Origin of the sequence: Streptomyces sp. NPDC101160, assembly GCF_044768205.1 — a bacterium.
Lineage (GTDB): Bacteria > Actinomycetota > Actinomycetes > Streptomycetales > Streptomycetaceae > Streptomyces.
In genome coordinates, this window is record NZ_JBIWPJ010000008.1 from 162,241 (window position 1) to 181,245 (window position 19,005).

The 19,005-nt window shown below is 73.3% G+C and carries 20 protein-coding genes and 8 tRNA genes; 12 read left to right on the forward strand and 16 right to left on the reverse strand.

All coding sequences use genetic code 11. The features are described 5' to 3' along the window. Nucleotides 1-76 precede the first annotated feature (76 nt). The gene (locus ACIRSU_RS26440; RefSeq protein ID WP_403796832.1) at nt 77-640 is read right to left on the reverse strand and encodes an HIT family protein; all 564 of its coding nucleotides are present in this window, start codon (nt 638-640) and stop codon (nt 77-79) included. A gap of 65 nt (nt 641-705) precedes the next feature. On the opposite strand from ACIRSU_RS26440, the gene ACIRSU_RS26445 reads away from it, so the two are divergent. Then, complete coding sequence (locus ACIRSU_RS26445) at nt 706-1,404, forward strand: potassium channel family protein (RefSeq protein WP_403796835.1); 699 nt, start codon at nt 706-708, stop codon at nt 1,402-1,404. Between the two features lie 24 nt (nt 1,405-1,428). On the opposite strand, the gene thrS is transcribed toward ACIRSU_RS26445, so the two are convergent. The 3 genes from thrS to ACIRSU_RS26460 all read right to left on the reverse strand — a co-directional run bounded on the left by thrS (nt 1,429) and on the right by ACIRSU_RS26460 (nt 5,446). Further along, the gene (gene thrS, locus ACIRSU_RS26450) at nt 1,429-3,405 is read right to left on the reverse strand and encodes a threonine--tRNA ligase (protein ID WP_403796837.1); all 1,977 of its coding nucleotides are present in this window, start codon (nt 3,403-3,405) and stop codon (nt 1,429-1,431) included. A gap of 113 nt (nt 3,406-3,518) precedes the next feature. Next, on the reverse strand, nt 3,519-4,865 hold the full coding sequence (locus tag ACIRSU_RS26455; protein ID WP_403796840.1) for a hypothetical protein: 1,347 nt from the start codon (nt 4,863-4,865) through the stop codon (nt 3,519-3,521). Beyond that, nucleotides 4,865-5,446, reverse strand: a complete 582-nt coding sequence (locus ACIRSU_RS26460) for a DUF4365 domain-containing protein (RefSeq protein ID WP_403796843.1) — start codon at nt 5,444-5,446, stop codon at nt 4,865-4,867. Before ACIRSU_RS26460 ends, ACIRSU_RS26455 begins: the two co-directional genes overlap by 1 nt. 120 nt (nt 5,447-5,566) lie before the next feature. On the opposite strand from ACIRSU_RS26460, the gene ACIRSU_RS26465 reads away from it, so the two are divergent. After that, nucleotides 5,567-6,295 (forward strand): 3'-5' exonuclease, encoded by a 729-nt coding sequence (locus tag ACIRSU_RS26465; protein ID WP_403796846.1) that lies wholly within the window; start codon nt 5,567-5,569, stop codon nt 6,293-6,295. Between the two features lie 57 nt (nt 6,296-6,352). Here ACIRSU_RS26465 and ACIRSU_RS26470 read toward each other — a convergent pair. Beyond that, a tRNA-Val gene (locus ACIRSU_RS26470) sits at nt 6,353-6,424 on the reverse strand. A 40-nt stretch (nt 6,425-6,464) separates the two neighbouring features. Further along, a complete protein-coding gene (locus ACIRSU_RS26475; protein ID WP_403796849.1) occupies nt 6,465-6,929 on the reverse strand; it encodes an SRPBCC family protein in 465 nt (154 codons plus the stop codon). A gap of 82 nt (nt 6,930-7,011) precedes the next feature. Between ACIRSU_RS26475 and ACIRSU_RS26480 the strand changes: the two genes are divergently transcribed. Next, entirely contained in the window at nt 7,012-9,567 is a 2,556-nt protein-coding gene (locus ACIRSU_RS26480; RefSeq protein WP_403796852.1) for an SCO7613 C-terminal domain-containing membrane protein, read from the forward strand. A 111-nt stretch (nt 9,568-9,678) separates the two neighbouring features. Here ACIRSU_RS26480 and ACIRSU_RS26485 read toward each other — a convergent pair. Both ACIRSU_RS26485 and ACIRSU_RS26490 read right to left on the reverse strand, forming a co-directional pair. After that, nucleotides 9,679-9,753: transfer RNA gene (locus tag ACIRSU_RS26485), tRNA-Val, on the reverse strand. Nucleotides 9,754-9,807: 54 nt separating this feature from the next. Beyond that, nucleotides 9,808-10,263: a TIGR02611 family protein gene (locus ACIRSU_RS26490; RefSeq protein ID WP_403796854.1), complete on the reverse strand. Its 456-nt coding sequence runs from the start codon at nt 10,261-10,263 to the stop codon at nt 9,808-9,810. Nucleotides 10,264-10,462: 199 nt separating this feature from the next. Here ACIRSU_RS26490 and ACIRSU_RS26495 point away from each other — a divergent pair, with 199 nt between their 5' ends. Both ACIRSU_RS26495 and ACIRSU_RS26500 read left to right on the forward strand, forming a co-directional pair. Then, complete coding sequence (locus ACIRSU_RS26495; RefSeq protein WP_015032345.1) at nt 10,463-10,876, forward strand: SsgA family sporulation/cell division regulator; 414 nt, start codon at nt 10,463-10,465, stop codon at nt 10,874-10,876. A gap of 192 nt (nt 10,877-11,068) precedes the next feature. Further along, nucleotides 11,069-11,626 (forward strand): CGNR zinc finger domain-containing protein, encoded by a 558-nt coding sequence (locus ACIRSU_RS26500; RefSeq protein ID WP_403796857.1) that lies wholly within the window; start codon nt 11,069-11,071, stop codon nt 11,624-11,626. Nucleotides 11,627-11,644: 18 nt separating this feature from the next. On the opposite strand, the gene ACIRSU_RS26505 is transcribed toward ACIRSU_RS26500, so the two are convergent. Both ACIRSU_RS26505 and ACIRSU_RS26510 read right to left on the reverse strand, forming a co-directional pair. Continuing rightward, nucleotides 11,645-11,809, reverse strand: a complete 165-nt coding sequence (locus ACIRSU_RS26505) for a hypothetical protein (RefSeq protein WP_403796860.1) — start codon at nt 11,807-11,809, stop codon at nt 11,645-11,647. Nucleotides 11,810-11,942: 133 nt separating this feature from the next. After that, on the reverse strand, nt 11,943-12,377 hold the full coding sequence (locus tag ACIRSU_RS26510) for a hypothetical protein (protein WP_403796863.1): 435 nt from the start codon (nt 12,375-12,377) through the stop codon (nt 11,943-11,945). 221 nt (nt 12,378-12,598) lie between these two features. Between ACIRSU_RS26510 and ACIRSU_RS26515 the strand changes: the two genes are divergently transcribed. Continuing rightward, nucleotides 12,599-13,111: a DsbA family protein gene (locus ACIRSU_RS26515; protein WP_403796866.1), complete on the forward strand. Its 513-nt coding sequence runs from the start codon at nt 12,599-12,601 to the stop codon at nt 13,109-13,111. Nucleotides 13,112-13,116: 5 nt separating this feature from the next. On the opposite strand, the gene ACIRSU_RS26520 is transcribed toward ACIRSU_RS26515, so the two are convergent. The 3 genes from ACIRSU_RS26520 to ACIRSU_RS26530 are packed head-to-tail and all read right to left on the reverse strand — an operon-like array spanning nt 13,117 to nt 15,904. Next, nucleotides 13,117-13,956, reverse strand: coding sequence for a GNAT family N-acetyltransferase (locus ACIRSU_RS26520; RefSeq protein WP_403796869.1), 840 nt, complete (start codon nt 13,954-13,956; stop codon nt 13,117-13,119). 50 nt (nt 13,957-14,006) lie between these two features. Further along, the gene (locus ACIRSU_RS26525; protein WP_403796872.1) at nt 14,007-14,837 is read right to left on the reverse strand and encodes an aminotransferase class IV; all 831 of its coding nucleotides are present in this window, start codon (nt 14,835-14,837) and stop codon (nt 14,007-14,009) included. Continuing rightward, a complete protein-coding gene (locus tag ACIRSU_RS26530; RefSeq protein WP_403796873.1) occupies nt 14,834-15,904 on the reverse strand; it encodes a chorismate-binding protein in 1,071 nt (356 codons plus the stop codon). The genes ACIRSU_RS26525 and ACIRSU_RS26530 overlap by 4 nt, the downstream gene beginning before the upstream one ends. A 256-nt stretch (nt 15,905-16,160) precedes the next feature. On the opposite strand from ACIRSU_RS26530, the gene ACIRSU_RS26535 reads away from it, so the two are divergent. The 6 genes from ACIRSU_RS26535 (at nt 16,161) to ACIRSU_RS26560 (ending at nt 16,740) form a co-directional block, all read left to right on the forward strand. Continuing rightward, nucleotides 16,161-16,233, forward strand: a tRNA-Gly gene (locus ACIRSU_RS26535). Between the two features lie 39 nt (nt 16,234-16,272). Continuing rightward, nucleotides 16,273-16,346 (forward strand) — tRNA-Cys (locus ACIRSU_RS26540). A 1-nt stretch (nt 16,347) separates the two neighbouring features. After that, a tRNA-Val gene (locus ACIRSU_RS26545) sits at nt 16,348-16,419 on the forward strand. 34 nt (nt 16,420-16,453) lie between these two features. Continuing rightward, nucleotides 16,454-16,525 (forward strand) — tRNA-Val (locus ACIRSU_RS26550). 34 nt (nt 16,526-16,559) lie between these two features. Further along, nucleotides 16,560-16,631: transfer RNA gene (locus ACIRSU_RS26555), tRNA-Val, on the forward strand. 34 nt (nt 16,632-16,665) lie between these two features. After that, a tRNA-Val gene (locus ACIRSU_RS26560) sits at nt 16,666-16,740 on the forward strand. Between the two features lie 98 nt (nt 16,741-16,838). Here the strand turns inward: ACIRSU_RS26560 and ACIRSU_RS26565 are convergent. From ACIRSU_RS26565 to ACIRSU_RS26575, 3 genes are all read right to left on the reverse strand, one after another. After that, nucleotides 16,839-17,117 carry a zf-TFIIB domain-containing protein gene (locus ACIRSU_RS26565; RefSeq protein ID WP_403796876.1) on the reverse strand — a complete coding sequence of 93 codons (279 nt, stop codon included), beginning with the start codon at nt 17,115-17,117 and terminating at the stop codon, nt 16,839-16,841. A 40-nt stretch (nt 17,118-17,157) separates the two neighbouring features. Beyond that, a complete protein-coding gene (locus ACIRSU_RS26570; protein ID WP_403796879.1) occupies nt 17,158-18,363 on the reverse strand; it encodes a phosphotransferase family protein in 1,206 nt (401 codons plus the stop codon). Nucleotides 18,364-18,525: 162 nt separating this feature from the next. Further along, complete coding sequence (locus ACIRSU_RS26575; protein ID WP_403796882.1) at nt 18,526-18,693, reverse strand: hypothetical protein; 168 nt, start codon at nt 18,691-18,693, stop codon at nt 18,526-18,528. Nucleotides 18,694-19,005 lie beyond the last annotated feature (312 nt).

Genomic DNA, 19,005 nt, shown 5'->3' on the forward strand with positions numbered 1-19,005 from the left:
ATGCGGGATACGAAATGCGGGATCCAATATCTCGGATATCGGATCCCGCATTTCGTATCCCGCAGGCTGCTACCGGTCAGATACCGGCGGGCCAGGCGTCGGCCAGCATCTTCCGCGTGTCCGCCAGCAGCTGCGGCAGCACCTTCGTGTGCCCGACCACCGGCATGAAGTTCGTGTCCCCGCCCCAGCGCGGCACCACGTGCTGGTGCAGATGCGCGGCGATCCCGGCACCCGCCACCGAACCCTGGTTCATCCCGATGTTGAACCCGTGCGCCCCCGAAGCCGCCCGCAGCGCCACCATCGCCCGCTTGGTGAACTCCGCCAGCTCCGAGGTCTCGTCCGCGTCCAGGTCGGTGTAGTCCGCGACATGCCGGTACGGGACCACCATCAGGTGCCCGCCGTTGTACGGGTACAGGTTGAGCACCGCGTACACGCTCGTGCCCCGCGCGATCACCAGACCGTCCTCGTCCGACTTCGCCGGGATCGTGCAGAAGGGACAGCCGTCCTCGGCGCCCGGCCCGGTCGGCTTGTTCTCGCCCTGGATGTACGCCATCCGGTGAGGCGTCCACAGGCGCTGGAACGCGTCCTGCGTCCCCACTCCGATCTGCTGCTCCGGCTCAGTCGTCATGCTGTGCAGCATATTGCGTCGCCCGTTCGGAACGTGTCGCCGGGGCGGGAGATCCGTGCACCGGCCATGCTGATCGGATGAGCGACAGTCCGCCGACACCTCCGCGACAGGAACGCTGGGACCGACGGATGGAGACCCCGCTGGCGGTGTCGTCCCTGGTCTACCTCGGCGCGTACGCGATCCGTGTCCTCGCCCACGACCTGCCCGACGTCTGGCGGGACATCTGCCTGGCGCTGACCTTCGCCGCCTGGACGGTCTTCGTCGTCGACTACGGCGTGCGTCTCCGGCTCAGCGGTCTCACCCCGTGGCGCTTCGTGCGCCGCCACTTCCTCGACACCGTCGTCCTCCTGCTGCCGCTGCTGCGCCCGCTGCGCGTGGTGCGCGTCTACGACAAGATGCAGCGCCGCCACGACCAGCCCCGGCTCACCCTCTACGCCCGCGTCATGGCGTACGCGGGCCTCTCGACGGGTCTGATCGGCTTCGCCGGATCGCTCGCCGTCTACCAGGCGGAGTACGGCGCCCCGGGCGCGACGATCCGTACCTTCGGCGACTCGGTGTGGTGGACCTGCGCGACTCTGGCGACGGTGGGCTACGGCGACGTGACCCCGGTGACCCCGTGGGGCCGTGTGATCGCCGTGGGCCTGATGGCCTGCGGGCTCGCGCTGCTCGGCGCGGTGACGGGTTCGTTCTCGTCCTGGCTGGTCCAGGTGTTCACGCGGGAGGACGAGCGGGAGGACGGGAAGAGGCCCCCGGGGGGATCCCCGGGGGCCTCCTGACCTGCTCGTGAGTCCGTCAGGTCATCAGACCTGGACGCGGCGCTCCACCACGTCGGCGAGCTTCGCCAGCGCGTCCTCGCGCGGGATGCCGTTCTCCTGCGAACCGTCGCGGTAGCGGAAGGAGACCGTGCCGGCGCTCATGTCGTCGTCACCGACGATGATCATGAACGGCACCTTGAGCTTCTGGTGGTTCCGGATCTTCTTCTGCATACGGTCCGAGGAGGCGTCCACCTCGACCCGCAGACCCTTCTTCTTCGCCTCGGCGGCGAACTCCTGCAGGTACTCGATGTGCGCGTCGCCGATCGGGATGCCGACCGCCTGGACCGGGGCCAGCCACGGCGGCATGGCGCCCGCGTAGTGCTCCAGGAGCACGGCGAAGAAGCGCTCGATCGAGCCGAACAGCGCGCGGTGGATCATGACCGGGCGCTGGCGGGAGCCGTCCGGCGCGGTGTACTCCAGGTTGAAGCGCTCCGGCAGGTTGAAGTCGAGCTGCACGGTCGACATCTGCCAGGTACGGCCGATGGCGTCGCGCGCCTGCACGGAGATCTTCGGGCCGTAGAACGCGGCGCCGCCCGGGTCGGGGGTCAGCGGGAGGCCCTGCTTCTCGGCGACCTGCTGGAGGACCGAGGTGGCCTCCTCCCAGACCTCGTCCGAGCCGACGAACTTCTCCGGGTCCTTGGTGGACAGCTCCAGGTAGAAGTCGGTCAGACCGTAGTCGCGCAGCAGGTTGAGCACGAAGGTGAGGGTCCGGTCGAGCTCCTCCGCCATCTGCTCACGGGTGCAGTAGATGTGCGCGTCGTCCTGGGTGAAGCCACGGGCACGGGTCAGGCCGTGCACGACACCCGACTTCTCGTACCGGTACACGGTGCCGAACTCGAACAGCCTCAAGGGCAGCTCACGATAGCTGCGCCCGCGCGCGTCGAAGATCAGGTTGTGCATCGGGCAGTTCATGGGCTTGAGGTAGTAGTCCGTACCACCGTCGAGCTGCATGGGGGGGTACATGCCCTCCGCGTACCAGTCCAGGTGGCCGCTCTTCTCGAAGAGGGCACCCTTGGTCGCGTGCGGCGAGTAGACGAACTCGTAGCCCTCCTCCTCGTGCCGCCTGCGGCTGTAGTCCTCCATGACCCGGCGGATGATGCCGCCCTTGGGGTGGAAGACGGCGAGGCCGGAGCCGATCTCGTCCGGGATGGAGAAGAGGTCGAGCTCGTTGCCGAGCTTGCGGTGGTCGCGCTTCTCGGCCTCGGCGAGGAAGTCGAGGTGGGCCTTCAGCTCCTCCTTCGACGGCCAGGCGGTGCCGTAGATGCGCTGGAGCATCGGGTTCTTCTCGCTGCCGCGCCAGTAGGCGGCCGCGTTGCGCATCAGCTTGAACGCCGGGATGTTCCGGGTCGTGGGCAGGTGCGGACCGCGACAGAGGTCCTTCCAGCACAGCTCGCCGGTCTTCGCGTCCAGGTTGTCGTAGATGGTCAGCTCGCCGCCGCCCACCTCGACGTTCGCGCCGTCGTCGGTCGAGGCCGCGCCCTTGATGCCGATGAGCTCCAGCTTGTACGGCTCGTCGGCGAGCTCCTCGCGGGCCGCCTCGTCGGTGACGACGCGGCGCGAGAAGCGCTGGCCGCGCTTCTGGATCTCCTGCATCTTCTTCTCGATGGCCTTGAGATCCTCGGGCGTGAACGGCTTCGCCACGTCGAAGTCGTAGTAGAAGCCGTCCCGGACCGGCGGGCCGATGCCCAGCTTGGCCTCGGGGAAGAGCTCCTGCACGGCCTGGGCCATGACGTGCGCGGTGGAGTGGCGCAGGATGTTGAGGCCGTCCTCGGAGGAGATCTCCACGCCCTCGACGACGTCGCCCTCGGCGAGCTCGTACGACAGGTCCTTCAGCTCGCCCGCGACACGGGCGGCGATGACGGTGCGGTCGTCGGCGAACAGGGCGCCGGCCGTGGTGCCCGCGCTCACCGTCCTCTCCTCTGGCCCGGAGGCGGACTGGACGGTCACACGGACTTCAGACACGGGTGCTCCATACATAGGGGCGCAGGCAGACACGAGGTGCCGGCGCCGGCGGTGCGCGGCAGAGACGAGGTGCCGCGCAAGCCTTGATCCTACCCGGGGCCCGTGCCGGGCCCTCAGTCCTCGGCGGGCCCGCACGCCTCCTCGAAGACGTCGAGGTTCTCCTGGAGCGATTTCATCAGCCGGTCCCGTTCCGCGTCGTCCACCTGCACCGGTAGGACCTCGCTCGCGTCCGTCAGGCGCCGGAAGCCGCCGCGGCTCTCGAGCCGGCCGACGACCCGGATCGGGAGGCCGACGAGGTGCGCGTGGCCGGCGGTGCGGTAGCCCTCCTCGTCGAGGGTGACGCGGACGTGGCCGACCTCGGCGCCGGCCAGGACGCGGAGCCGTACGGTGCCCTCGCCGCGCGGGCCGGAGCGGCGCATGCGGACGACGGTGCCGGTGATGCGTACGGGTACGGAGGGCTCGCCGGCCCGGTAGCGGACGCCGGCCTCGCGCAGCGCGGGCAGGTCACCGGGCGAGAACTCGACGGGCTCGGGGCGGGCCGCGCAGCCCTCGGGGACGCCGGCGGCCGGGGACCATTCCAGGGCGATGCTGGCGCCCTCCGTACCGCGCACGAGCGCGACGAGCGCGTCGGTGAGCTCGCGGCTGACGCCGGCCTCGACGGCGGTGTCGAACGCCTCCATGCCGCCGGTGGCGCGCCGGTAGTCGACGGCCTCGCGGGCCGCGTACAGGGCGTGGTAGAGCCGCACCGAGACGGCGCGGCCGGGGTCGACCGGCAGGAAGGCGGTCAGTCCGCGGCCGCCGGGCGCCGCGCCGACGACGACGGACTCCAGGGAGGCCTGGGCCTGCCGGCGGTGCCGGGCGCCGTGGTAGCCGGCGCGGCCACGGACGGCGAGCGCGCCGGCCAGGAGCACTCCGCGGGCGGCGGATCTGAGCTGTTCCTGCACGGGCCAGGGCACCGTCCCGGCCGGGCCCGGCGGCACGTCGCGCCACCAGCGGATCTCGTCGCTGGGCACGGTGAGGCCGGTGAGGACCTCGCGGGCGGAGGGCGTGGCGCTGCGGGCGAGGGCGGTGAGGGCCTCGCCGATCAGGTCCTCGCAGTCGGGGAAGGCGCGGCTGTCCGGGACGAGGAGGCTGGTGCCGCGGCTGCCGGCCTCGGGTCCCGGCGGGCTCCAGCGGCTGTAGCGGCCGGGGGCGCCGCCGCGGCGCCGCCAGCCGTGCCGGGCGAGCAGCGCGCCGAGGACCCGCGGGTCGACGCGGCCGGGGTCGGGGGTGTCGCCCGCGTCGGCCCAGGGTCCGCGGGGCGCGGCGGGGACGCCGGTCCAGTGGCCGGGGAGTTCGCCGGGCGCGGGGTGGGGGCGAAAGGGCGGGGACGAGGGCGGTGGTGCGGGGCGGGCGGGCGGGAGCGCGGGGCCGGTGCCGTGGCCGGCCCCGTTCTCGGGTTCGTCGATCGGCCGGTGCATCAGGGTCTCCCTCCCACGCCGACCCGCGCCATGATCTCGCAGAGCGCCCGGTCGTCGAAGATCCGCGTCGTCGGGATGCGCACGGTGGTCCGGTGGCGTCCCGTGACCGGGTGGCCGGCCAGGTTGATCCAGTAGCAGCAGTGCCGCAGGTCGAGCCGGTCGTGGCCGGCCCGGAGCCAGTCCTCGCGGTCCCGGGGCACGAGCATCACGACCAGGATCTTGTGGACGGCGACCGGGGTGCGGGCGAGCTTCACCAGGTGCTCGTTGTCGAGCGTGAACGGGAAGGAGCCCGGCCCGTCCCGGGGCGCCGCCGTCCGGGGCGGTATCTGGTAGGTGCATTTCAGCTGCACCTTGATGGTGACCTCGTCGTCGATGGTGTGGTCCGGTGCGCTGTGGCTGACGTGCCAGTCGATGCCGTTGTCCGGGAACGGCTGCGAGAGCGAGCAGCCGGCCGCCGCCGCGACCGCGTGGAGGTATCCGACCTGGAGGGTCTCCATGCAGGCGGTGGTGGCGAGTGAGCCGCGCAGCGGTGCTGCCCGCTGGGGCGGCAGCCCTCCCGATTCCGGCTGGGCGAGCGCCATGTCAATGTCCTTCCCCGTCACCTCTGTTGTGACCGGTCCGCGTACGGCGCAAACAGCCCGGGTATCAACGATTCGGGCAGGGGGATGGCCATCTGCCGCGCACGTGCGAGGAGTTCGGGGATGACGACGCACTGGTACGAGGGGCCCCTGGCCGCTTTCGACACGGAGACCACGGGAGTGGACGTCGAGCAGGACCGCATCGTGTCCGCCGCGCTCGTCGTCCAGGACGCGGCGGGCATGCGTCCGCGGGTGACGCGCTGGCTGGTGAATCCGGGCATACCGGTGCCGCCGGAGGCCACGGCCGTGCACGGTCTGACGGACGATCACCTCCAGCGGAACGGGCGGTGGCCGTCGCCGGTGGTGGAGGAGCTGGCCCGGGCGATAGCCGAACAGAGCGCGGCGGGACGGCCGTTGGTGGTCATGAACGCGCCGTTCGACCTGACGATCCTCGACCGTGAGCTGCGCCGCCATCGCGCGTCCTCGCTGGGCCGCTATCTGGAGCACGTGCCGCTGTGCGTGCTCGACCCGCGGGTCCTGGACAAGCACCTGGACCGGTACCGCAAGGGCCGGCGGACGCTGGCGGACCTGTGCGAGCACTACGAGGTCCTGCTCGACGGCGCGCACGACGCGGCGGCGGACGCGCGGGCGGCGATGGAGGTCGTACGGGCGGTGGGGCGGCGGTTCGCCTCGCGGCTCGAGCGGCTGACGCCGGGCGAGCTGCACACGCTCCAGTCGGTGTGGCACGCGGCGCAGGCGCGGGGACTGCAGGCGTGGTTCGCTCGGCAGGGTACGCCGGAGACGGTGGACCCGGCGTGGCCGCTGCGTCCGGAGCTGCGGACGGCGGCGTGATCCCGGGTCAGGAATGGCCGAGGCCGGTCCGTCTTCTGACGGACCGGCCTCTCCCGGTGGGCGATACTGGGATCGAACCAGTGACCCCTTCGGTGTGAACGAAGTGCTCTCCCGCTGAGCTAATCGCCCGGGCAACGGGTGAAACCATACAGGCCCTCGCGCCCTTCGTTCAAACCGGCGGGGCCGGGCGGCGCAGGTGGGCGGCGAGTCCGCGGCGGCCGCCGCGCATCATCAGGGCGTGGTTGGCGCGGAACAGGGGCCGGCCGGGGACGGCGAGGGCGCGCATGAGCGGATTCCTGACGTCGACCTCCTGCTCGTAGAGCGCGCGGGTGGCGGTGCCGCCGGGCAGGGCGGTGAGCGTCCAGCGGGCCCAGCCCTCCAGGTCGCCGCCGAGCGTGATCTCCAGGACGCCGGCGGCGGGGTCGCGGCGCCGGGCCTCGGCGGTGACGTGGAGGTCGTACGGGAGGAGGGAGCGGAAGCGGGCGGTGCCGGTGCGCTCGCCGTGCGGGACGACCTCGCGGACCTGGGGCCACCACAGGGGGTACTCCTCGGCGCGTTCCAGGACGGCGTAGACGGCGTCGGGCGGGGCGGTGAGGCGCCAGACGGTGCGGAAGCGGTAGTGGCACCAGTCCATGGGGCCAGTGTGGGCTACTCAGGGCCGGATCTGAGTATCCGCGCGCATTCCTCGGCGTTGTGTCCGGGGCCACACTCCGGTTATGGATTCCTCCCTGCCTCCCGCGGAAGAGCTGGTGCTCGTCGACCGCGAACTGGCCCGACTCGACGCCCGCCGGGCGCAGTTGCTGCTCCGCCGTGACTGGCTGCTGCGGGTGATCGGCTCGCAGGTGCCGGCCCTCGGGTCGGCGCACCCGTCCGTCGCACCCCGGCCCGCGGCCGTGCCGCCCCGCGCGGAGGCGACACCGCGCAGCACGCAGAACGTGCTCCTGACGCTCGGCGGGGTGCTGCTCACGGTCGCGGCGCTGGTGTTCACGCTGGTCAGCTGGGGGACGATGGGCATCGGGGGCCGGGCGGCCGTGCTCGCGGTGGTGACCTCGGGCGCGCTCGGCGCACCGGCCCTGCTGCTGCGCCGGGGGCTCGCGTCGACGGCGGAGGCGGTGGCGGCGCTGGGTCTGGTCCTGACGGTCCTCGACGCGTACGCGCTGCACCGGGTGGCGCTGGCGGACACGGGCGGTCTTGCGTACACGGCGGCGGCGTCGGCGGTCCTGGCCGGGATGTGGGCGGGGTACGGCTCGGCCCTGTCGCGGCTGCGGTTGCCGGTCCCGGCGGCGGTGGTCGCGGCCCAACTCCCGCTGCCCCTCGGGGTGCTGGCCGCCGGTGGCGGTGTGCTGCCGGTGGCGTGGGCGGCGCTCGCGACGGCCGTGCTCGACCTGGTGCTGGTCCTCTTCACGACGCCGCTCGCGCCGCGGGTGGCGGCGGGTGCCGGCGCGGCCGGTCTGGGCGGCTGGGCGTTCCTCACCGGCCTGGCGCTCTCGCTCTCGTCACCGCTGCGGGGCGCGCTGCTGCTGCTCGCCTGCGCCGGGGTGCTCGGGTACCTCGCGGTGCGTCAGCCGCGTTCGGGTCTCGCCTCGGCCACGGGGGCCGGTCTGGCGGGGATCGCCGCGGTGGGTGGTCTGCTGCGTGCGGTGGCGCCGGAGGCGTGGATCATGCCCGGGTACGCGCTGTGCGCGGTGCTGCTGGCGGGGGCGGCGTGGCGGCTGCTCGCGGGGGTGCCGGCGCTGCGGAACGGGTTCGCGCTCGCGGGGGCCGGGGTGCTCGGCCTGGCCGTCGCGTGGGCGCTGCCGCCGGTCGTGGTCGGTGTGGTGGGGCCGCTGGCGCGGACGACGGACGTCTGGTCGGGTGCGCACGCCGAGCGGGCGCTGTCCGGCTATCCGGCGACCTCGCTCCTGGTGCTGCTGCTCGCGGCCGGCGCCCTCGCGGCGGTGCCGCGCCGGTGGGGCCGCTGGGGCGCCGTCGCGGTGGGCTGGGCGCTGCTGGTCGGTCTGCCGGTGTCCCTGGACCTGCCGTACGGGGCGACGCTCGCGGTCCAGCTCGTGGCGACGGCGACGGGCCTGGCACTGTCGGTGCGCCCGGGGGTCCTGACGCGCGGCCTGACCGGGCCCGAGGTGTCCGAGGCATCCGAGGCGTCCAAGGCTCCTGAGGCGGGCGAGGCCTCCGTGGCTTCTGAGGCTTCTGCAGCTTCTGCGACTTCTCAGGCTTCCGAGGCGCCCGCGCAGGGCGTGTCCGGACCGTGGCCGGGCTGGGCGCCGCGAGTCGGAGCTCCCGTCTCCCGTACGGCGGAGCCGGAGGCCGTCGTGGCGTGGCTCGGCCTCGGGTGCGGCCTCGCCGCCGCACTGTCGGCGGTGGCGCTGGGGCTCGACACGCGGGTGGCGACGTTCACGGTGCTGGGGGTGCTCGCGGTGCTGCTCGGCGGGGTCGCGGCGTACGGGGCCGGGGCGCAGCGCCTGGTCGGGGCGAGCGCGGCGGTGCTCGCGGTGGCCGGTCTCGTCGGGGCGGGTGCGGCGGCCGGGGATGCGGGCGCGGCGGTGAGCGGCCTGGTGCTGCTCGCCGTGCCGGCGGGGACGGCGGCGGTCGGGGCGCGACTGCGGCGCCACCCGGTGGCTGTGGCGGTGGAGGCGACGGGTGCCGCGGTGGGGCTGTGCGGTCTCGGGCTCGGTGCGGCCGCGGGGCGGCCCGCGCTGCTCGCGCTCGGGCTCGGCCTGGCCGGCGTGATCGCGTCGGCGACGGCGCTGCGGGCGGAGCGGCGCACGGTGGCCGGGGCGACGGCGGTGGTGCTGTTCGTGCTCGCCGCGTGGGTGCGTCTGGCGGTCTGGAGCGTCGTTGCCCCGGAGGCGTACGCGCTGCCGGTGACCATCCCGGCCCTGGCGGTGGGCGTACTGCGGCGGCGCCGCGATCCGGAGGCCTCGTCCTGGACGGCGTACGGGCCGGGCCTGGCGGTCACGCTGGTGCCGAGCCTGTTCGCGGCCTGGACGGACGCGCACTGGCTGCGTCCGCTGCTGCTCGGGCTCGCGGCGCTCGCGGTGACGCTGCTCGGTGCGCGGTTCCGGCTGCAGGCGCTGCTGGTGCTCGGCGGTGCGGTGCTCGTCCTGGACGGGCTGCACGAGCTGGCGCCGTACGTGGTGCAGGTGGTGGGCGCGCTGCCGCGCTGGCTGCCGCCGGCCCTGGCGGGGCTGCTGCTGCTCGCGGTGGGGGCGACGTACGAGCAGCGGCTGCGCGAGGCCCGCCGGCTGCGGGAGCGGCTGGGGAGGATGCGCTGACGCGGCCGGGTCGCGGCCCCGGCCGCGACCCGGCGCGGGAACGCCGAAAGCCCGGCGACGCGGGAACGCCGAAGGCCCGGAGACTTGTCGTCTCCGGGCCTTCGGTCCGGGTGGTGGGCGATACTGGGTTCGAACCAGTGACCTCTTCGGTGTGAACGAAGCGCTCTCCCACTGAGCTAATCGCCCGGGCGCACCGCAAACATTACCGCATGTCAGCGGGCCTCCCGAACCACCTCCGGGTCACTGGTCGATCTTCCACGGCATGACGAAGCCGAACTTCCAGAGGTAGACGCCCACGAGCACGGCCACGATCGCCAGGCCGATGCTGGTGAGGATGATGTTCCGGCGCCGGACCTTGGGGTCGAGGGCGCGCTGGGCGGCCTCGGTGACCTTCCGCTTGGTCCAGCGGAGCACCAGCTGGGCCCAGACGAACTCGGTCGCCCAGATCGCCATGCCGGCGAAGATCACCAGCCAGCCGGGGCCGGGCAGCGGCAGCATCACGATGCCGGCGCCGACCACGGCGAGTCCGACGACGAAGACGCCGACCTGCCAGCTCACGTGCAGGGTCCGGCGCGCCTTGATGAACTCGGGGGCCCGGGACCCCAGCGGCGCTTCCTCGGTCGTCTCCGGCTTCTCCTGGCCGGCCGCGCCGTCCGCCGCGGGCTCCCCCGCCCGCTCGTCACTGTCCGCATTCATGGGCCCCAACCTACCGGAACGCCCCGTCCGTCGCGGCCTCCTGAAATGGCGGTATTACCCAAAGTTACACACCGCCAAACGAGCTACCTGAACGATCACAAAACAGACAGAGGGGTTTACAACGGCACCGTAGGTGGCATGTCGATTTCGCCGACGTGCGAATCCCCGAGCGCACACTGAGCGAAAGGCCCTGGCGCTTATGAACACCACGGTCAGCTGCGAGCTGCACCTGCGCCTCGTTGTGTCGAGCGAGTCCTCACTGCCTGTACCCGCGGGCCTGCGGTATGACACGGCCGATCCGTATGCCGTGCACGCCACCTTCCACACCGGAGCCGAGGAGACGGTCGAGTGGGTCTTCGCCCGCGACCTTCTCGCCGAGGGGCTGCACCGGCCCACCGGCACGGGCGACGTCCGGGTCTGGCCGTCCCGAAGCCACGGCCAGGGAGTCGTCTGCATCGCACTGAGTTCCCCCGAGGGCGAAGCCCTGCTCGAGGCCCCGGCGAGGGCCCTGGAGTCGTTCCTGAAGCGGACCGACGCCGCGGTGCCACCGGGCACCGAGCACCGGCACTTCGACCTCGACACGGAGCTCTCCCACATCCTGGCCGACAGCTGAGCCAGCCCGAGAGCCGCACGGCGCCGTCCGACTCGGGGCGACGGCGCCGCGCGGGCAACCGCTTACGCCTTCCCATCGGCGCCCTCCACCGCGCACCCCGCGCGGCGGAGGGCGCCGATGCCCGTTTCCGGGTCGCGCTAGAGTCAGCGCAATTCCGCGGGCGCCCGCCCGCAGCCGGCCAGGGAGCGCATCGTGCTGATCCCCCACGACACCCGCATCGCCCTCGACACCGTCGTCGATCTGATGAACACCGCCCCACAGGGCGACCGCGACGACGAGCTCGGGGACATCCCGGCGCTGCAGTCCTTCGTGCTCAGGAACAAGATCAGCGACGTCGGTGAGCTCGGAGCCGACGACCTGAAGGCCGTCCGCGAGGTGCGCGAGCGGTTCGCGGCCGTCTTCTCGGCGCCCGACGCCCGGATCGCCGCGACGCTGATCAACCAGCTGGTCGCCGCCGCCGGCACGACGCCGCAGCTCACCGACCACGACGGCTACGACTGGCACGTGCACTACTTCGCGCCGGGGGCCTCGGTCGCCGACCACCTGGGCGCCGACTGCGGCATGGCGCTGGCCTTCATCGTCGTCGCGGGCGAGCAGGAGCGGCTGCGCCGCTGCGAGGCCCCGGACTGCGGCCGGGCCTTCGTCGACCTCTCCCGCAACCGCTCCCGCCGCTACTGCGACAGCCGCACCTGCGGCAACCGGCTGCACGTGGCCGCGTACCGGGCCCGCCGCAAGGAAGCCGCGAGCTGAGTCCGCCCGCCGCCCGCCTCACAGCAGGAACAGGTCGTGGACGGCGGCCATGAGCAGCAGTCCGCCGATCACCGCGAGGAAGATCATCAACGGCGGCTGGGAGAGCGCGAACAGACAGCCGCGCGGCTCCTCGGCAGGGGGTGCGGTGGAGGTGGGGACGGGGTCCCGCGAGGTATCGAGCATCTCGCGGGGATGATCGCGCACAGCGCGCCCCGGTAATCCCGCAACACACCCCACGGCCGGGTCCGTTCACCCCATCCCGTGGACGCCGGGAACGAGAAGCGTCAGAAGCGGTCGGATCGAGGACCGGTCCCGGTCATATTCCGTGCTTCTTCAGAATCGCCTCGATGTCGCTGAAGTCCTCGTCGCCGGTCCCGGCCCGCGGCTTCGTGGTCGCGCCGCGCTGACCCGCGCCGAGCGACGGAGCCGACGCGGCCGGCGCGGCCGGCGCCACGGCCCCGCGGCCCTCTCCCCCGGCGGCCACCGCGCGCCCGGCCCGGCGCCGCTCCACCGCCCGCGTGGCCAGCAGGAGCAGCCAGGCCCCGCCGAGCACACCGAAGCCGGCCCAGGCGACCGGGCTGAAGGCCGTGTCCGCGAGCCACTGCACCGCGCCCGTCATCACCAGGCCGAGCAGGAGCAGCGCATAGGCGGCTGTCCGGGCCGCGGCCAGGTACTTCTTGCGGAAGGCCATGACCGCGGCGATGCCCAGGCCCGCCGCGGACACCGCGGAGCAGATGGTCTCGGCAAGCATGCGATCCTCCAGGTCACGAGTGGTGCCCCACGAGCGGTACGCCACGATCGGTACGTCGCGAGTGGTCTGTCAGGGGTCGTCTGTCACGGGTCGGTCCGTCGCGGGTGGTACGTCCCTTCCATCCTGCACCGCCCGGGCCGCCCACGGCCATGCCCGGAGCCCCGGATCAGGGACATCTCCGGGTCGCCCCCCAGGGACCGGCGGATGGGAGACTTCTTCCCATGAGTGAGTCCACCACCCCCGCCTCCCCGGTCGTCCTGGAGACCTGGTTCGACCTGCAGTGCCCCGACTGCTTCAAGGCCCTCGACGACGTCCGCGCGCTGCGCGAGAAGTACGGCGCCCGCCTCGACGTGCAGCTGCGCCACTTCCCGCTGGCCAAGCACAAGCACGCCTACGCCGCGGCCCAGGCCGCCGAGGAGGCGTTCGCCCAGGGCAGGGGCTGGGAGTACACGGAGGCACTGCTCGCCAGGACCGCCGACCTCGGCGAGCGCGGCGAGCCCGTCCTCCTTGAGGTGGCGGGCGAACTGGGCCTGGACGCCGAGGAGTTCGACACCGCCCTGATCGACGGCCGGCACCTGCTCACCGTCGACGCCGACGAGGCCGAAGGCAAGGCGATCAAGGTCACCGGCACCCCGACCTATGTGGTCGGCGGCGAGCGCCTCGACGGCGGCCAGAGCCAGGACGGCCTGCGCGCGCGCATCGAGGAGATCGCCGACCGCCTCCTCGCGGGCTGACGGCCCTACAGCAGGCTCTTGGCGCTGTTCAGGCAGGTCGTGCGGTATCCCAGCGACTCGTAGAGGCGGATCGCCGGGGTGTTGCCCGTGAAGACGTGGAGTCCGAGCAGGCGCTCCCCGGCCGCCCGCACGGTCTGCTCGGCGAGCAGCATCAGCGCCCGGCCGTAGCCGTGTCCGCGGTGCTCCTCGACGACCTCGATGTCGTACACGTACCCGCCGCGCGTCCCCGGCTCCACGTCGCGGAAGCCGGTCCACACCCGGCCGACCACCTGTCCGTCCCGGACGGCCAGGTGGAACGCCATGCCCGGGGTGGCCAGGCCGTTCGGCAGCAGCTCCCGGTGGCCGGCCTCCGCCTTGGCGCGGGCCTGGTCCGCCGGCATGCCGCGCTCGATCCAGCTCCGGGCGTACTTCTCCCGCGCCCCGGCCTCCCACGGTCCGAACTCGGCCTCAATCATGGACCGCACCTCGAAACCGGGCGGCAGCGCGGCCGGCCGCTCCGGCAGCTCCTTGACCATGTTCCGGCTGCGCTCCGTGTAGCCGAGCGAGCGGGCCATCCGCAGCGCCGGCTCCACCGCCGTGGGCACCTGGACCAGCACCTGCCGGCAGCCCCAGTCGCGCAGCACCTCCTCCGAGGCGAGCGCCGCCACCGTACCGCGGCCGCGGCCGCGGTACGGTTCGGCGACCCGGAGGCTCTTGATGACGCCCGTGGCGGGACCGAAGCCGGGGTCGGTGGAGACATGCACGGAGCCGACGACGCGGCCGTTCACGCAGATGTCGTACGTGCGGGAACGGCCGCCGTCGGCGGAGCGCTGGAGCGGCTCGGACGGCCGCAGGGTGGTGGTCATCACCGGTGTTCTACCCGTCCTGGCGCCGCCCGTCATCCGGTCGGAAGGGGTCAGCCGCGCTTCGGGTCGCGGTCCTGGGCCGCCCGCTCGTCGAAGACGCGCATGGCCTTGGCGGTGACCGGTCCCGGGGTCCCGGCGAGTTCCCGGTCGTCGACCCGGTGCACGGCCTGGATGTCGCGCAGGGTCGAGGTCAGGAAGATCTCGTCGGCGCTCTCCAGGACCTCCAGCGGCAGGTCGGTCTCCTCGGCGCCGGTCCACTCCACGGCGAGGGCGCGGGTGATGCCCGCGAGGCAGCCGGAGGAGACGGGCGGGGTGAGGATGCGGCCGCCGACGACCACGAAGACGTTGGAGCCGGTGCCCTCGCAGAGCTGTCCGACCGTGTTGCCGAACAGCGCCTCGGAGGCGCCGCGCTCGCGCGCCCGGGCGAGGGCGACGACGTTCTCGGCGTACGAGGTGGTCTTCAGGCCGGTGAGCGCGCCGCGTTCGTTGCGGGTCCACGGCACGGTGATCACGGCGGTGGAGTCCGGGCGGCGGGTGGTCTCGCCGAGGGCCACGACCAGGCTCGGCCCGGAGTCGCCGCGCTCGGAGCCGAGCGGGGAGAGCCCGCCGGTGTACGTGATGCGGAGCCGGCCGAGTTCCATCGGGTTGGCCGCGAGGACGGCGGCGCAGGCGCGGCGGACCTCGTCGAGGTCCGGGTCGGGCAGGCCCAGGCCGCGGGCGGAGCGGGTGAGCCGCTCCAGGTGGAGGGTGAGGGCGAACGTTTCGCCGCGCTCGGCCTTGACCGTCTCGAAGATGCCGTCGCCGACGGTGAGCCCGTGGTCCAGGACGGACACCTGCGCGGCCCCGGCGTCGTGCAGTGCGCCGTTGACCCAGAGTTTCATCGGGATATGGCCTTTCCAGTCGCCTCGTACGCGTCGCTCGGCTCGTACCCGCCCGACGCTATCGCGACGAGCCGCGACGCCTTCAGTTCGGTCTCGGCCCACTCGCGCTCGGGGTCGGAGCCCCAGGTGATGCCGGCGCCGGTGCCGAAGCGCAGCATGCCCGCGGCCCGGTCGATCCAGAAGGTGCGGATGCCCACGGCGAGCTCGGCGGTGCGCCGGTCGGCGTCGACCCAGCCGATGCCGCCGCAGTAGGGGCCGCGCGGGGCGGTCTCCAGGGCCTCGATGATCCGCAGGGCGCTGGACTTGGGGGCGCCGGTCACGGAGCCGGGCGGGAAGGTGGCGGCGAGCAGCTCGCGCCAGCCGGCCCCGGCCCGCAGCTCGCCGCGGACCGTGGAGACCAGGTGCACGAGGCCGGGGTGCGGCTCGACGGCGCAGAGCTCGGGCACGGTGACGGACCCGGTGGCGCTGACCCGGCCCAGGTCGTTGCGGACCAGGTCCACGATCATCACGTTCTCGGCGTGGTCCTTCTCCAGGAGGTCCGCGGCGGTCCTGCCGGTGCCCTTGATGGGGCCGGACTCGACGGTGCTGCCGGTGCGGCGCAGATACAGCTCGGGCGAGGCGGTGGCGATCTCCACGCCGTGCGCGGGCAGCCGGATCGTTCCGGCGTACGGCGCGGGGTTGTCGCGGGCCAGCAGCGCGGTGAGCGCGTCGACGTCGGCGCCGTCCGGGTCGGGCAGCGGCGCGGACATCACCCGGCAGAGGTTCGCCTGGTAGACCTCGCCGCGCGCGATGTGCTCGCGGACCTGGCGCACGCCCGCCGTGTACGCGGCGCGGTCGAGCGAGGACGTCCAGTCGCCGGCGGCGGGGCCGCGCCAGGCTCCGGGCACCGGCGCGGGGATGGGGTCGGGACGCACGTCGCCGAAGCGGGCGCAGGTCAGGCGGCCCTCGAAGTCCGCGCAGACCGCCCAGAAGCCGGTGGAGTCCAGGGCCTCGGGATCATGGGTGACGTCCCGGAGGTCGGTGGCGAGGAGGCCGCCGAAGCGCGCCAGAGGAGTGTGGGTGTGCACTCTTGCGAGTCTAGGGCGGCGGCCGGAAGGGGGTCCCGGGCCGCCCGGAGGCGGCTCCCTGCCACCTCGGGGACACGAGGAGTGAACGTCGTACGAACGCTCCCGCACCGCCCGGTGCGCGCCGCGCGCGGACCCCGGCCGGTGCCCCGGAGGGGGTGCAGGTCAGCACGCTGCGCAAACGCGTTTTTGTACTGGCCGAGGAATCCGCTAAAGTTCAACACGTCGCCGGGACGCGGAAGCGAAACGGAAACGACAAGCGGACGTGGCTCAGTTGGTAGAGCATCACCTTGCCAAGGTGAGGGTCGCGAGTTCGAATCTCGTCGTCCGCTCGATGTGGGGGATCATCCCGAACCCCTGTTATCACTCCTGGTGGAGTGGCCGAGAGGCGAGGCAACGGCCTGCAAAGCCGTCTACACGGGTTCAAATCCCGTCTCCACCTCCAAGGACGATTAGCTCAGCGGGAGAGCGCTTCCCTGACACGGAAGAGGTCACTGGTTCAATCCCAGTATCGTCCACTGGACCCTCGGGTCCTGGATCCTCGGATCCCCCGCGCGATTAGCTCAGCGGGAGAGCGCTTCCCTGACACGGAAGAGGTCACTGGTTCAATCCCAGTATCGCGCACTGGACCTTCGGGTTCTTGATCTTCGAGTCACCCGCGCGATTAGCTCAGCGGGAGAGCGCTTCCCTGACACGGAAGAGGTCACTGGTTCAATCCCAGTATCGCGCACCGGATCTTCGGATCCTCGACTCTCGGATCGCCCGCGCGATTAGCTCAGCGGGAGAGCGCTTCCCTGACACGGAAGAGGTCACTGGTTCAATCCCAGTATCGCGCACCAGAGATGAGCCCCCGGCCGCTGCTCGCGGCCGGGGGCTTCGTCGTGTCTGGGAGCGCGCCTGAGGAGGGGGGCCGCCCCCGGAGGGGCGGCGCGCAGCCTCAGGAGGAGAACAGCAGCCGGCCGAAGCCGCCCCTGTGGTGGTGGCCGCCGTGGTGACCGTGGTGCCCGCCGTGGTGCGGGGCGCCCCAGGCCGGGGCCGCGGGCTGCGCCGGGTAGGCCGGCGGCGGCGCCTGCTTCACCCACTGCGACTCCAGCTGGGTCAGGGCCTCCAGCTCGCCGTAGTCCAGGAAGATGCCGCGGCAGCCGCTGCACTGCTCGATCTGGACGCCGCTGCGGTTGTAGGTGTGCATGGGCGCGTGGCACTTGGGACACTGCATGCGGATCTCAACTCCCTGCCGTTCGAATGGTGCTCTCACCCTAGGGGGACGCAGGCGGGGCCAACTCGGTTCGGAGCGTACCGATTCGGGCACAGGTGTCGATCATCACGTCCTCCACCTCGTCCAGCGGGCGTTCCTCGACAGTGGACTTGGCGACGGCGAGCGCCGCGGTCTGCACGGTCAGCGCGCGGGCCGGGACGTCGAGCCGCGACCAGGGATCGGAGCCGGGCGCCTGGCCCGGCGCCTGGCCGGGGGCCGCGGTCGCCGGGCCGCCGGCCGCCTCGTACGCGCCGAGGAAGCGCGCCCAGACCTGCGGCGCCAGCAGTCCCGCCGCGAACCACGCCGCCGGGCGGGCCAGATCCCAGGCCGGGTCGCCGACGCCGAGGTCGTCGACGTCGATCAGCCGCCAGTGCGGGCCGCCGCCCGGCCGGACCAGCTGGCCCAGATGGAAGTCGCCGTGGCAGAGCGCCCGGTACGGCCCGGGCCCCGCCTCCGCCGGCTCCGGGACAGTGCGCCAGGCGCGCAGCACCGTGGCCGTGGCCGGATGGTCCGGGGCGGCGCGGCGCATCCGCTCCACCGCGAGCGCTGCCTTCACCGGCGCCCGCATCGCCGGCAGGCCCGGCGGGGCCGGGGTGCGGTGCAGCAGGGCGAGCAGCCGGGCCGCCGCCTCCCAGGGGGCCGCGTCCGGGTCGGCCGGGTCGACGGGGACGCCGTACGGCCAGGCGGTGAGCGGGCGGTTCTCCGCGGGGGCGGACGTGCGCGGCGCGGGGAGCGAGGCCGGGAGGGGCGGGGACGGGAAGGGTGTGGCCGGGAGAGACGGGGCCGAGGGCGGCAGTGGCGGAAAGGCCGAGGCCGGGAGAGACGGGGCCGAGGGCGGCAGTGGCGGAAAGGCCGAGGCCGGGAGAGACGGGGCCGGGGGCGGCGAGGCTGGGAAGGGCGAGGCCGGGAGAGACGGCGCCGGGAACGGCACGGCCAGGAACGGCGGGGACGGGAGAGACGGGGCCGGGAGGGGCGGGAGGAGTACGTCCGCCAGGGCCGGGAGGGCCGCGACGGCGGTGCGCGAGCGCAGCTCCTCCGGGTCGCCGCCGGGGGCGTGCGCCTTCAGGACGAGGTCCCCGTGCCGTACGACCGTGCCGTCGTCCCGGTCCGCGAGCAGGTCCACCGGGCACGGGCAGGACGACGCCCCGTCGGGGTGGGCCGCGGCCCGTGCGAGCGCGTGCAGGCGGGTGAGATCGGTTTCCTCCACCCCGGGAGCCTAAGGGGCGCGGACCCGCCCGGGAAAAGCGCGAGGGCCGGTCAGCTCCCCAGCTGACCGGCCACACGCTGCCGTCCGCCGCACCCCCGTCCCCACGGGGTTGTTGGCCGGATGTCCCCGACCCGGGCCGCTCTCCCGGGTCCGGGGCGCCGCTCAGCGCCCCAGCATCACGCCCACGGACGACGCCTGTGTGACCACCGCGTCCCAGCCGCCGAAGACGACCACGAGCAGGGCCGCGAGAGGGAGGACCATGGCGGTCGCCACCAGCGGGTGACGGCGGCCGGTGGGACGGGGATTCATCCGCGGGGCCGGGATTGCCATGGTTCCTCTCCTGTCGAGCGCACTGTTCGGACCGTCCGGCCGTGCGGACCGGTGGGTCGGCGCGGCGGGTGCGGTGACCTCGGGGGACGAGTGCTGCACCCGCCGCTTGACATCCAATCTAGGCAGCGCGGGCCGCTCGGGCGTCATGCCCGCGTACCGACTTGCGGGCCTCCGGGAGGATGACGTCCGTCCCTCCGGAGTACTCCCCTGGGTGGAGACGGATCCTCCCGGCCCAGGGTCTTCCCGGAGGGGGTGGGTGACGTCGGTCACGTTTCACCCGCGCGCTCGGGGTGTCGGCCGGACGGACTCCCA